Genomic DNA, 13,277 nt, shown 5'->3' on the forward strand with positions numbered 1-13,277 from the left:
TACAAGTAATCGCATGGCCGTCGGCTTACTCGCACCGCCGCGACACTGCCGCACGGGCGCAGTCCGCCCCGCCCGCGACGGCACGGACAAGGGACGTCCACCCCATGTCCGACAGTGTGCACGAGCGACCCGCACGACACGCCGAACGGGTTCGAGTTGAAGAATCTAGTTAACTTGGTTAATATATGAATCAAGTTCAGATTCAAGGATGACATGCAACGAAGCTGGACACGAGGAGGTGAAGGACATGAACGCCAATGCGACCGCATCGCAGGCTTCCGTATCGGAATCCAACCGCTCACGCATCCTTCAGCATCTCTATCATAACGGTATCAGTTCCCGGGCACAGATCGCAAAGGCCCTCGAACTGACCCCCGCCGCGATCACCAAGATCACGGCCCGCCTGCTCGAGGCCGGCGTCATCTCCGAAACCGGCGATCTCGAAGGCAGCAAGAACCGTCGTTCCATCGGACTCAAGCTCGACACCGCGCAGTTCCATGTCGTCGGCGTGAAATTCGCCCGCAGTCTCGTGGAGGTCGGCCTATTCGACCTCGCGGGCCGGCGCATCAGCCTCGAGGACCTTCCCACCGTCAGCGAAGACACCATCCCCGCCACCCTGGCCACCATCCACGAACACGTCAACCGCCTCATCGCCTCCGACGACGCGATCGTCGCCGTCGGCATCGCCGTGCCCGGCCCGTACCTGCAGGACCAGGGCCGCACCGCCGTCGTCTCCTCCATGACCAGCTGGCGCTCGGTCAACTTCCTCGCCGAATTCGGCGAAGCCTTCCCCGTCCCCGTCTTCATCGAGCAGGACGCCCGCGCCGGCGCGCTCGCCCAGTACCTGTTCGACCGCGACAGCACCTGCGAGAACCTCGCCTACTACCTGATCGGCGAGGGCGTCGGCCTCGGCGTGATCGACAACGGCCGTCTCATCGACGGCTCGCAGGGAGCCGCCACCGAGATCGGACACATCAGCATCGACGTCCACGGCATCCCCTGCGACTGCGGCAACGTCGGCTGCCTCGAACGCTACTGCTCCGCCGTGGCCATCCACCAGCGCCTCCTCGACACCGACATCGTGCCGGACGCCGGATCCATGACGCACACCGAAGCCTGCCGCGCGCTGTTCGCCGCGGCGGACGCGGGCGACGGACGGGCCGCCGCGCTCATCCACGAGGTCGGCCGCTACGCCGGCTACGGCTGCGTGACGATCCTCAACGCCTACAACCCCGCGCGCATCGTCGTCGGAGACATCGTCTCCGAGGCGGGCCAGCCCCTGCTCGACGCGATCCACGAGGTCGTCGCCGAACGCGCGATCCCCGACATCGCCGACGAGACCACCATCGCGATATCCCCCCTGCCCACCGACGCGACCGTCACCGGCGCGGCTGCCGTGGCCATCACACAATTCTTGGAACACCCCTCAGTGTTCTTCGACGACGTCTGAGACGCGTCGCCGACCAAAACCTAACCACCTCACAACACAACACTGACGCCGGTCCCGACGCCAACCAACCAGAAAGGAACCATCATGTCCAAGCCCATCGTTCTGTCGCTCGGCGAACTTCTGTGGGATATGCTGCCCACCGGCAAGCGCGCCGGCGGCGCCCCGGTCAACTTCGCATACCACGCGATGATGAACGGCACCGAAGGCTGGTCCATCAGCGCCGTCGGCGAGGACGCGCTCGGCGACGAGCTGCTCGTCGAGGCCGAGAAGGCCGGCATCCACACCATCATCCAGCGCAATGCCTGGCCGACCTCCACCGTCGAGGTCGCTCTCAAGAACGGCATCCCGGAGTACACCATCGTCAAGGGCGTCGCCTGGGATCACCTGCTGCTCACCCGCCAGCTCATCGAGGTCGCCGAGCAGGCCGACGCCGTGTGCTTCGGCACCCTGGGCCTGCGCTCCCCCGAGTCTCATGACACGATCATCGAACTGCTCAAGCACACCAAGGCCGGCGCGATGAAGTTCTTCGACATCAACCTGCGCGGCGACCACTACTCCAAGGAGCTCATCGAGGAGCTGCTCGGCTACGCCACCGTGTTCAAGATCAACGACGCCGAGCTGCTGCTCCTGCGCGACATGTTCGACATCCGCGGCACCTCCGACGACGAGGCCTGCCGCTGGTTCATGAGCGAGTACGGCCTGGACTACATCATCCTGACCGGCGGCTCGACCTTCTCGACCATCATCGCCAAGAACGGCGAAAGCTCCACGCTCAACACCCCGCACGTCGAGGTCAACGACACCGTGGGCGCCGGCGACTCCTTCTCCGGCACGTTCACCGCGAAGATCCTGCTCGGCAACACGCTGTCCGAGGCCCACCGCGCGGCCGTGAACACCGCCGCGTTCGTGTGCACCCAGGCCGGCGCATGGCCGAAGTACCCGGACGTGATGCCGGACTACCTCGCCGCCGCCGGCGAGTGACCCCGCGTGGCCGTCCGCGCGCCGGCCACGCATCCATGCGCACCGATCCATCCATCTACGCATGGGGCGCCACGCACGCGGCGCCCCATCGGAACGGGAGGCGTCGTCGAGTCGCCTCCCCACCCGGTTCCGCAACGACGCGGAGCCACCCCTCCCCCATTTTTCGTCATGCGGCCATCAGGCACCCAGGCTCGCCCCTGCCCTGCCCGCATGGCCCCGTGACGGCCATATCAAACCATCACCATCCAGCCAAAGGAGCAACCATGGCCATCCAGGACACCGTCACCGGCGTGCAGCACGTCGGCATCCCCACCACCGACCTCGAAGGCACGATCGCCTACTACGAGAAGCTGGGCTTCAAATGCCTCGGCATCTACCCGAACGGCGAGGACCGCTGCACGTTCCTGCGCCTGAACAACCTCACCCTCGAAGTGTGGACGATGGATCCGACCCCGATGGAGAACGGCGCGATCAACCACTTCGCGCTCGACTCCACCGACATCGAGGCGTCGTTCGCCGAGGCCCAGAAGCTGGACCTGAACTTCGTCGAGGGGTCCATCCAGCACATCGACACGTTCTGGGAGCACGGCATCCGCTACTTCAACGTGCTCGGACCGAACCACGAAGTCATCGAGTTCTGCCAGATCATGTAGCCGCACGCCCGTCGCAAGCGGGTTCCATCGGCCTTTCCCATCGCACCACGCCGGCGTCCACGCAACGTCGCGAACGCCGGCGAACCATGACACCAGTGTTTCCGAAAAGAGATTCAACAAGGGATAACAGGGATTCACTATGAGCAACGCAACCTCCGCAAAGACGCCGTGGGTGGAAAGCCCCGACGGATATCTCGACCGCACGCCGATCCTCCAGTTCGCGATGACCTCCGTGCTGTTCGCGTTCTGGGCGATCGCATCCAGCCTCAACGACGTGCTGATCACCCAGTTCAAGCCGGTGTTCGAGCTGACCGACATGCAGACCGCCCTCGTGCAGAGCGCGTTCTACGCCGGCTACTTCATCATCGCCATTCCCGCCTCGCTGTTCATCAAGCGCACGAGCTACAAGGTCGGCATCATGACCGGTCTTGCGTTCTTCGCGCTCGGATGCTTCATCTTCTTCCCGGCCTCGCGCCTGATCACGTACGAGATCTTCCTGTTCGCAATCTTCGTCGAGGCGATCGGCCTGAGCTTCCTCGAGACCTCAGCCGACACGTATGCCACGCTGCTCGGCCCGAAGCGCCTGAGCACGCTGCGCCTCAACGTCGCTCAGACGATGAACGCGCTCGGCCTGCTCACCGGCGTGCTGCTCGGCAAGTACTTCGTGTTCCAGGACTCCAACCTGCACACCGAGATGGAGAAACTGCGCAAGACCGACCCGCAGGCGGCGATCGACCTCGCCTCCGAGCAGCTCGGCCGCACGCTGCAGCCGTACATCGTGGTCATGATCGTCATGCTCGTGTTCATCGTGCTGTTCGCGATCGTGAAGTTCCCGAAGTGCCGCCCGCAGACCAAGGAGGGCGACGTGGCCAAGGCCACGCTCGGCGAGACGATGGCCTATCTCGGCCACAACGGCCGCTTCTGGCAGGGCATCGTCATCCAGTTCATCTACATCGGCGCGCAGACCGGCATCTGGTCGTTCACCATGCGCCTGGCCCTCAACGTGTCCGAGCAGGCCGGCGCCCCGATCTCCGACCGCGAGTCGGCGAACTACATGATGATCAGCTACATCATCTTCTTCGTCGGCCGTATCTCCGCCAGCTACCTGCTGTCGAAGTTCCGCGAGACGCGCGTGCTTGCGGTCTACATGATCGTCGGATGCGTGGTGCTTATCGGCACGGCGTTCGTGCCGGGCATGGCCTCGGTCTGGCTGGCCGTGATCGTCAGCCTGTTCCTGGGACCGGGCTGGCCGACGATCTACTCGCGCACGCTCAAGACCGTCGAGGACCGTCGCCACACCGAGACCGCCGGCGCGATCATCGTGATGGCGCTGGTCGGCGGCGCGATCCTGCCGATGGCGCAGGGCGCGCTCTCCGACGCGGTGAACATGCAGTTCTCGTTCATCCTGCCGGCGATCGAACTGCTCGTCGTGGGCCTGTACTTCATGAGCGAGTTCAAGCGCGACAAGTACACCCCGGCGCAGCTCAAGGAGATGACCGAGAAGGGCGAGATCGCCAACTGATCCGACTCCCAAGCCGGTGATCGACCGCCGTGACGACCGTGACGACGCAGGGCCTCATGCAAAGCATGGGGCCCTGTTCTCGTATTGGCGTGTCGCGTACTAAAGCAGTTTAGAATGATACTGCATTAATTCATTAATCTAGTTAACAAAGAAGTTGGATTCATGACCTACACCGAAGTACCGCAATCCGTTGCGGCGTTCATGCAGCGCATCACCGACCTGTGCGGCGACGAGCACGCACGTTGGGCCGAAAACTTCAACGCCTGCTTCGCGAACACGCTGCTCACCACCGTCAAGCGCCACGAGGACGGCACCACGTTCCTGCTCACCGGCGACATTCCGGCCATGTGGCTGCGCGATTCGACCGCGCAGGTGCGTCCGTACCTGGTGATCGCCAAGGACGACCCCGACCTGTCCGACATGATCGCAGGTCTCGTGCGCCAGCAGTTCCGCTTCGTCAACATCGACCCGTACGCGAACGCGTTCAACGAGGAGCCGAACGGCCACACGTGGGATCCGAACGACCAGTCGGACTTCTCCAGCCCGTGGCTGTGGGAACGCAAGTACGAGGTGGACTCCCTGTGCTACCCGATCCAGCTAGCATGGCTGCTGTACGCGAACACCGGCCGCACCGACCACTTCGACGACGAGTTCGTCTCCGGCGTGCGCCGCATCCTCGACGTGTTCGAGACCGAGCAGGACCATGCCGCACGCTCGTCGTACTTCTTCGTGCGCGACTGCGACATCCCCACCGAGTCGCTCGTCAACGACGGCAAGGGCTCCCCCGTGGCCGTGACCGGCATGACCTGGTCCGGCTTCCGTCCGAGCGACGACGCCTGCACCTACCACTACCTGGTGCCGGCGAACATGTTCGTCGTCGTGGTCATGGGCTATCTCGAGCGCATCTTCGGCGGCGAGATCCTCGACGACGCCGACATCGCCGCGCGCGCGAAGGCGCTGCGCGTCTCGGTGCGCGACGGCATCGAAGAACACGCGAGGACGACCAACCGCGACGGCGAGACGATCTACGCCTTCGAGACCGACGGCCTGGGCCACTACAACGTGATGGACGACAGCAACGTGCCCGCGCTGATGGCCGCGCCGTACCTCGGCTACTGCGAGCCGGACGATCCGACGTACCTGGCCACGCGGCGCACGCTGCTGAGCGACGAGAACCCGTACTACTACGAGGGCGAGTATCTCAAGGGCATCGGCTCGCCGCACACGCCGCCGCGCTACGTGTGGCCGATCGCGCTGGCGATCGAGGCGATGACGAGCGGCGAGAAGGACTGCGAGGCGCACATCCTCGACCGTCTCGTGGCCACCGACGCCGGCACGCACCTCATGCACGAGGGCATCGACGTGGACGATCCGACGAAGTACACGCGCGAATGGTTCAGCTGGTCGAACATGATGTTCTGCGAGCTGCTCATGGACTATTTCGACATTCGCGTCAAGCGCTGACCACCCACCGGAACACTTGCGGACACACTATCATGGAAAGCGTTTTCCGCATGATATGACCACGGTCGCCGCGCCGGGACACGCCGTGCGGCGACCACACACCACCATCCAAGGAAGGAACAACAATGGGCAATCCCAAGTACACGCTCGGCACCGAGGCCAACCGCATCTTCATGGCCTCCGAGACCTATGAGCTGCTCAACTTCGGCAAGGGCTTCCCGGCCGCGGTCGGCGGCTCCGGCTGGCTCAACTCCGACGGCACCATCGACCCGTCGCACGGCGAGGAGACCTGGATCACCAGCCGCATGGCGCACGTCTACTCGATCGGCGAGATGCTGGGCTTCCCGGGCGCAGGCGAGCTGGCCGACAAGGCGCTGGCCGGCCTGACCGGCGTGCTGCACGACGACAAGAACGGCGGCTGGTACCCGCAGGTGCACGAGGACGGCACCCCGGAGCCGGGCAAGGTCTGCTACGCGCACGCCTTCGTGATCCTCGCCGCCTCCTCCGCGCTGCTGGCCGGCCGCCCGGGCGCCAAGGAGCTGCTCGACGAGGCGCTGGCCACCTACGACAAGCACTTCTGGGACGAGAAGATCGGCCTGGCGGTCGACACCTGGAACACCGAATTCACCGAGCTCGACCCGTATCGCGGCCTCAACGCGAACATGCACACCACCGAGGCGTTCCTCGCCGTGGCCGATGCCACCGGCGACAACTCCTACCGCGTGCGCGCCGGCCGCATCATCGACCATGTGATCGGCTGGGCGAAGGACAACGAGTGGCGCATCCCGGAGCACTTCGGCTCCGACTGGACCGTCGAGCTCGAGTTCAACGCCGACAAGAAGGACGACCAGTTCAAGCCGTACGGCGCGACCCCGGGCCATGGCATCGAGTGGGCGCGTCTGATCACGCAGTGGGCGCTGAGCTCCTTCGCGAACCTCGACGGCGCGGCGCCGTACGTCGAGGCCGCCGAGCACCTGTTCGCGCGCGCCGTGGCCGACGCATGGAACGCGGACGGCACCGTGGGCCTCGCGTACACGACCGACTGGAACGGCAAGCCGGTGGTCACCGACCGCATGCACTGGACGCTGGCCGAGTCGCTCAACACCTCCGCCTCGCTGTACGCGGCGACCGGCAAGGAGGAGTACGCGCAGTGGTACGCCACGTTCGCGCAGTACGTCGACGAGCACGTCATCGACCACAAGGGCGGCTCGTGGTTCCACCAGCTCGACAAGGACAACCACGTCATCGGCACCGTGTGGCCGGGCAAGTCCGACCTGTACCACGCGTTCCAGTCCACGCTGATCCCGTTCCTCGATCCGGCCGTGTCCATCGCCACCGCCGTGAAAAACGCCGAGTGAGCGGGCCTAGGCCATAGCGGACGACAGACGAAGGCCTCGTTTCCGGATGCGAATCCGGAAACGAGGCCTTTTGCATGCGCTGCGAACGGACAGCGACGACGCGGCGCCCCCTGCCAGGCGTCAGTTGATGGTGCGGGAGGTGCTGTCTCGCACGATGAGGCTCGGCGTGAGGATCCTGCGGTTGCCGGAGACCTTGTCCCCCGCGAGGATCTTGAGCAGCAGTTTGGCCACCTTGGAGCCGTATTCGCTCGCGTCTCGGTGCGCCGACGTGATCGACGGGTAGGCCGCCTCGCATACGAAGCTGTCCTCGAAGCTGACGATCGCCGGCAGGTTGAACGGGTAACGGGGGCCGGTCAGTTCGCCCACGCCCTGCACGGTGCGCTCGTAGTTGTCGAGCACGTACCATTCGGTGATGGAGTGCAGGCTGGCGGCGGCGAGGATCTCGGTCTCGTAGATGAACGCCGTGGGCGGCTGCGGCGACTGCAGCAGGCTCAGCGTCTTCTCGGAGGCCCGCTCGGCGTCGAAGTACGTGTATTCGACGTCGATGGAGTCGAGCCCGTGCTTGGCCGCGAACGCGCGGAACGCCGCCTCGCGGCCGCGCGAGTAGTCGAGCGCCGGATCGCCTGACAGGTAGGCGATGCGTCGGTGCCCCATCGCCGCCAGATGATCGAGGATCGTGTCCATCGTCTTCGAATCGTCGATGGACAGCGATGGCACGATGTTGTCGGGATCGGGGCCGCCGGCCAGCGCCGCGGGCAACCCGAGCGAGGAGATGAGCTTGGGACGGGGGTCGTCGATGCGCAGGTCGACGAGAATCACGCCGTCGACGCGCTTGCGGGAGGCCCAGTCGCGGTAGACCGCGATCTCCTCCTTGGTCGACGAGCACGGACGGTAGAGCAGGCCGTACCCCTTGATACTCAGGGACGCCTGCACGCCGGCCATGAAGTGCAGCATGAAGGCTTCCTCGTTGAGCCCCTGCTTGAATCGCGCCGGAGCGAACCCCACGGTCATCGTCTTCGACGACCCCAACGCCTGAGCGGCGTAGACCGGCTGCCAACCGAGGCGCGCGGCCGCCTCCTTGACGCGTCGCTTGGTTTCCGAGGACACGCCGGGCCGGTCGTTGATGGCGAACGAGACGGCGGTCTGCGAAATGCCGAGCTCGTCTGCGATGTCCTTGAGGCTTACGCGGGACGTGCCGCCGGACTGCTGCGGCGCGTTTCCCTGAACGGATTTCATGATCACCCCTTTGTGCGGGTTCCGACGTCGGCGGGGGCGCGGTCGGAAGGCTCGCATGCCGCGTCATGGCTGGCATGCGGCCATATGAATAATGCTGGTTTCATTATATAGGATAACTAAAGCGCTTTAGTTCCGTGTCTCATATCGTAACGCATCCCCGAACACACCCGACCGACATTGTCGCGCGCGGCGACGTCGAACGACGGCGTAACGCAACGAAGCGAAAAGGCCCCACCCCGGGCCGGGAACGGGAGGCGGATCAGCTTACCTGAGGGAAGCCGACCCGCTCGGAACCCGATCGGTCAGGGGCAGGGCCTGTCGGAGGCTGCGGATCACATGCGCTTGCGGGCGACGATGGTCACGCCGGCCGCGACCAGCAGCATGACGACGCCGCCCACGGCGGCGACGACGGATGCGCCGGTGGAGCTCAGTGCGCCCTGCTGGGCGCCCTTGTCCGCCGCGGTCTTGTCGTCGGAGCCGTTGCCGGGCTTGGTGCCGGCGTTGTCGCCGGGCTGCTTGTCACCCTCGCCCTGTCCGGGCTTCTTGTCGCCGTCACCCTCACCGGGCTTGACGGCGGCGGGCTTGAGCGCCTCGATGGCCTTGACCAGATCGGCACGTGCGGCGTTGACTTGGTCCTGGGTGGCGTTCGCGTCGGCGAGCACGCCCTCGGCCTTCTTCAGCGCCTTGGCCACGGCATCCCACGACTCGGCGGTGTAATCCGTCTTGTCGAGCTGCTTGGCCGCCGTGATGGCGGCCGCCAGCGCACCCTTGGCGGCGGGCACGGTCTTGCCCACGAGGCCGGCGACGGCGTCGCGCAGCGCCTTCGAGGCCTCGTCGATCTGCTGCTGGGTGGCGTTCGCATCGGCGAGCACCGCCTCGGCCTTCGCCAGCGCGTCGGAGACGGCCTTCGCGCTGTCGTCGGTGAACTGGCTCAGATCGATGGCCTTGGCCGCGTCGACGGCCACGGCAAGCGCGGCCTTGACGGCGACCGGGGCCTTGGCGACCAGTCCATTCGCGGCGGCGTTGAGCTTCAGCGCGGCCGTGTTGACCTGGTCCTGGGTGGCGTTCGCATCGGCGAGCACCGCCTCGGCGGCCTTGAGCGCCTCGTCGAACACCTTCCACGAGTCCGCCGTGTAGTCGGTCTCGGTCAGGCCCTTGGCCGCGTCGACCGCGGCCTGGAGCTGGCTCTTGTCGGCCGGGACGGCCTTGAACCCGACGGTCACGCCCTTGCCGATCTCGGCGTCGCCGAGCTTGGCCTTGACCGTGTACGCGCCCTCCTTGGAGGAGATCACGTTCAGGGTCGCCACGCCGGAGGCGTCGGTCTTGACGGTGGTGTTGCCGTCGGCCGCAGCGATGCCGTCGGCCAGTTCGAAGGTGACGTCCTTGCCGGTCAGCGGGTTGCCGAAGGAGTCCTTGACGACGGCGGTCACAGTGCGCGTGGCCTTGCCGTCCGCGACGGCCTCGCCGTCGACGGCGGCCAGCTCGGACTTGGACGCGTCGGGCTGGGTCGGATCGGCGACGGTGCAGCCCTCGGCGATCTCGTCGGCGGTCGGGACCTTCACCGGTTCGGTCTTGTTGCCGTTGTAGTCCTCGACCTGCACCCACAGCTCATGGCCGTCGGCGACGGACTTGGTGTAGGAGTTCGGCGTGGTACGGCCGCGGATGATGCCGGTGATCGGCGGGGTGTTCTGCGAGTAGGTGTAGCTGGCACCCAGCTGCTTCTCCTGCTGCTCGCCGTTCTCGTCGGTCCACTTCTCGGTCATGTACAGGTAGCGCCAGTCCTGGGTTTCGGGACGCACGAGCGTGACCCATTTGCCGTTCCAGCTCACCGAGCATGCCGGGTAGGGTTCGACCGTCGCGTCGGCGAACGCGCCCGCCTCGGCCGCGGTGGCGCCGCCGGCGTTGTCGACGGTCAGCACGTAGCGGGAGCCGTCCACCGGGACGTTCGAGATCGTGACCTCACTCTGGTCGGCGGCGACCTTCACCGTCTTGGAGAACGGCTCGGAGGCGTAACGCCAGCTGCCGGTGTCGGAGGAGACGGTCACGGTCTTCTCGCCGGAGACCTGCGGGTTCGTCCAGGAGACCTTGAAGTTGCCGTCCTTGCCGGGCTCGACCTTCACGTCGGAGACGGCCGCGGCCTCGTCGAGCGAAGCTTCGGCGGCCAGCGAGCGCGAGCCGTCGGCGCCCACGGCGTAGAGCTTGAGGGTGCCGGTCTTGGCGGGCAGGTGCTTGACGTACAGGGTGTCGTCGTAGCGGCCGCCGAGGAACGTGTCGTCGAGGTAGAGCAGGTAGTTCTTCGTGGTGGAGTAGTCCGCGAGATCCCACTTGACGGTCAGCTCGTCGGAGTCGGCGTAGGCGCGCTCGACCTTGAAGCCGGTCGGGGCGGCCGGCGTGTAGGCGGCGCCGTCGCTGACGGTGAGCTTGCCGACGTTGATCTGGTAGTCGTCGATCGGGTTGGCGCCGGCCTTGACGATCAGGCCGAGGGTCGCTATCTTCTTGCCCGCGTATTCGGACAGGTCGGCGGTCGCGGTCTTCCAGCCGTCGGTGGCCGAGCCGTCGGCCACGTCGACCGGGACGACGGCCTTGGTGTCGTCGGCGAAGATCAGGGCCAGCTGCAGCTTGGAGTCGTCGGACTTGAGCTTGTTGTAGGTCAGGTCGACCTTGGTGCCGTCCTTGACGTCCAGATCGGTCTTGTACAGGCGCATCGTGTTGTCGCTGGCCAGCTTGCCGGACAGGACGAGCGAGTCGCCGCCCTCATAGGCGCCGACCTTGGTGTACGCGAAGCGCGGCGCGGCCACGTAGTCCTTGCCGTAGTCGAAGTCGGCCTCGAGCGGGTCGGACTTGGCGTCGATCCACCACTGCCAGGTCGGCAGGATGTCCTGCAGGTTGATGTTGCCCCACTGCTGGTCGCTGGTCTGCTTGCCGGCGTCGCGCCATTCGAGACCGTGGCCGGTGTTGAACGACGTGGAGAACACGGGGCCGCCCACGACGGAGCGCTCGGCGATCTGGGATGCGAAGCCCTCCCAGCCGTCGCCGCTCGTGCCGTCGTCGATGTAGTCGTCGGAGATGTCGGTCGTGCCCGCCTCGCCGGTGGACGATCCGGTCCACAGGCGGCGTTCGCGGTCGAACACCTCGTTCTGGTACTTCGGGTAGACCTTCTTGTCGTCGCCCAGCTCGTGGGAGACGAAGTCAGTGCCGAGCGCGGCGAGGCTGACGTACGGCTTGCCGTTCTCGTCGAGGTTGACGTTCATGTAGTTAGCGTTCTTCGAGATGCCGCCGAACTTCTGCTGACCGGCCTCGAGACCGGCGAACACGGAGGTCTTCGGGTCGATGCCGAGGCTCTTGGCGTGTTCCGCCGAGCTCTTGAGCATGTCGCCGCTGTACCAGTAGTTGAGGAAGATCGAATCGGAGATCTTGCCCTTGGTCGGATCCTGCACATACGGCGAGTTGGCATCGTTGAACATGTTCTGGTAGCTCACGTAGCCGTTCGGGTAGGTCGCGGAGTCATACCACTGAATGTAGATGCCCTGATCGGTGACCTGCTTCATGAAGTCCTGGTAGGCGGCCGTGTCGGCGGCGCTCACCGCGGATTCCTGGTTGACGAAGTAGCCGTCGAAGCCGTAGTACTTGGCGATCTCGACGAGCTTGTCGGCGACCGGATAGGTGCCGTCCTCGCGCTTGCCCTGCAGCAGGTCCTTGTAGGTCTGCTCGCCGCGGTCGTTGCCGGAGTAGAAGATCGTGGCGATCGACTTCGCGCCGTTCTTGTGGGCGGCGTTCGTGTAGGCGGCGTTCGGCAGGTTCAGCGTGCCGAACTCGAACCACTTCTGGGTCCAGTCGGACTGCGCCTTGTCGTCGTACAGGCCCTTGGGCACGTTCGCGGTCGGCTGGCCGTGCCAGGTGCCGTAGTAGTCGGTGTACTGCCAGTAGTTGAACAGGTACTGCGAGAACACGTTGTTGTCGTGGAACGACTCGAAGAACGCGTTGCCGTAGTCGCCGGCGAGGTTGAACATCTCCGTGTCGGCCGGCAGGTTCGGGTCCTTCTGGGTGGCCGAGTTCGCCGCGATGCGGCTCTGCAGCGGCACGCGAGAGCGCAGGTACTGCGAGTCCTTGTCGGCGGCCGGGTCCCAGTTGAGGATGTCGAGGCCGGTGTAGCCGTGCTGGTACGGCTGGTGTTCGCCGGCCGCCTGCTCGGGGTGGCTGGTGTCGGCGTACTTGCCACCCCACGGCATGGTGTCGGTGGCGTTCGCCGGCGCGACCAGCGCGCTCAGCGTCGCCATCGACAGCACGGCCGCGAGGCCCGCACGCAGCCAACGTCGCGTGCGGCGGGCCTGGGCACTGGCGTGCCCGGTCTGATTGCCTGAGGACAATCCCATGGTTATCTCCTTTGGTTCTTCCGTCGGTGCGGAAACCGTTGCCGTCCCGCATGGTTGCGGAGCGGTCGGGCACGTGCCGCTCGTCGCGGCTCGCGCCCCGGGACGCGGCGGCTCTCTCAGCCTCCGCCGCATCCCAAGTCTGTTGGGCTGCGGGTGCGGGTCCGGTCTCAGGAGGCTCACCCCCGAACAGGACCATCCACGCACCCGTTTTATTTATTCATTGAATTATCAAAGTCTGGC

The 13,277-nt window shown here is 65.6% G+C and carries 8 protein-coding genes; 6 read left to right on the top strand and 2 right to left on the bottom strand.

Annotation, left to right across the window (positions count from 1 at the left end; all coding sequences use genetic code 11):
- The first annotated feature begins 247 nt into the window (after nt 1-247).
- From GFD25_RS03190 to GFD25_RS03215, 6 genes are all read left to right on the top strand, one after another.
- A complete protein-coding gene (locus GFD25_RS03190) occupies nt 248-1,450 on the top strand; it encodes an ROK family transcriptional regulator (protein ID WP_163229991.1) in 1,203 nt (400 codons plus the stop codon).
- Between the two features lie 84 nt (nt 1,451-1,534).
- A complete protein-coding gene (locus GFD25_RS03195; protein ID WP_163229920.1) occupies nt 1,535-2,431 on the top strand; it encodes a carbohydrate kinase family protein in 897 nt (298 codons plus the stop codon).
- Nucleotides 2,432-2,694: 263 nt separating this feature from the next.
- Nucleotides 2,695-3,084, top strand: a complete 390-nt coding sequence (locus tag GFD25_RS03200) for a VOC family protein (protein ID WP_163229922.1) — start codon at nt 2,695-2,697, stop codon at nt 3,082-3,084.
- 139 nt (nt 3,085-3,223) lie between these two features.
- Nucleotides 3,224-4,606: an L-fucose:H+ symporter permease gene (gene fucP / locus GFD25_RS03205; protein ID WP_163229924.1), complete on the top strand. Its 1,383-nt coding sequence runs from the start codon at nt 3,224-3,226 to the stop codon at nt 4,604-4,606.
- Between the two features lie 162 nt (nt 4,607-4,768).
- Nucleotides 4,769-6,070, top strand: a complete 1,302-nt coding sequence (locus GFD25_RS03210; RefSeq protein WP_163229926.1) for a glycoside hydrolase family 125 protein — start codon at nt 4,769-4,771, stop codon at nt 6,068-6,070.
- A 125-nt stretch (nt 6,071-6,195) separates the two neighbouring features.
- Nucleotides 6,196-7,428 carry an AGE family epimerase/isomerase gene (locus GFD25_RS03215; protein ID WP_163229928.1) on the top strand — a complete coding sequence of 411 codons (1,233 nt, stop codon included), beginning with the start codon at nt 6,196-6,198 and terminating at the stop codon, nt 7,426-7,428.
- Nucleotides 7,429-7,548: 120 nt separating this feature from the next.
- On the opposite strand, the gene GFD25_RS03220 is transcribed toward GFD25_RS03215, so the two are convergent.
- Both GFD25_RS03220 and GFD25_RS03225 read right to left on the bottom strand, forming a co-directional pair.
- Nucleotides 7,549-8,664 carry a LacI family DNA-binding transcriptional regulator gene (locus GFD25_RS03220; RefSeq protein WP_163229930.1) on the bottom strand — a complete coding sequence of 372 codons (1,116 nt, stop codon included), beginning with the start codon at nt 8,662-8,664 and terminating at the stop codon, nt 7,549-7,551.
- Between the two features lie 332 nt (nt 8,665-8,996).
- Nucleotides 8,997-13,037, bottom strand: a complete 4,041-nt coding sequence (locus GFD25_RS03225; RefSeq protein WP_163229932.1) for an endo-beta-N-acetylglucosaminidase — start codon at nt 13,035-13,037, stop codon at nt 8,997-8,999.
- Nucleotides 13,038-13,277 lie beyond the last annotated feature (240 nt).

The organism is Bifidobacterium aerophilum (assembly GCF_010667685.1).
Lineage (GTDB): Bacteria > Actinomycetota > Actinomycetes > Actinomycetales > Bifidobacteriaceae > Bifidobacterium > Bifidobacterium aerophilum.

Coding starts and splice junctions, on each gene's coding strand:
- GFD25_RS03215 (WP_163229928.1), top strand. CDS start 6,196: ATGGGCAATCCCAAGTACACGCTCGGCACCGAGGCCAACCGCATCTTC.
- GFD25_RS03210 (WP_163229926.1), top strand. CDS start 4,769: ATGACCTACACCGAAGTACCGCAATCCGTTGCGGCGTTCATGCAGCGC.
- GFD25_RS03225 (WP_163229932.1), bottom strand. CDS start 13,037: ATGGGATTGTCCTCAGGCAATCAGACCGGGCACGCCAGTGCCCAGGCC.
- GFD25_RS03200 (WP_163229922.1), top strand. CDS start 2,695: ATGGCCATCCAGGACACCGTCACCGGCGTGCAGCACGTCGGCATCCCC.
- GFD25_RS03195 (WP_163229920.1), top strand. CDS start 1,535: ATGTCCAAGCCCATCGTTCTGTCGCTCGGCGAACTTCTGTGGGATATG.
- fucP (WP_163229924.1), top strand. CDS start 3,224: ATGAGCAACGCAACCTCCGCAAAGACGCCGTGGGTGGAAAGCCCCGAC.
- GFD25_RS03190 (WP_163229991.1), top strand. CDS start 248: ATGAACGCCAATGCGACCGCATCGCAGGCTTCCGTATCGGAATCCAAC.
- GFD25_RS03220 (WP_163229930.1), bottom strand. CDS start 8,664: ATGAAATCCGTTCAGGGAAACGCGCCGCAGCAGTCCGGCGGCACGTCC.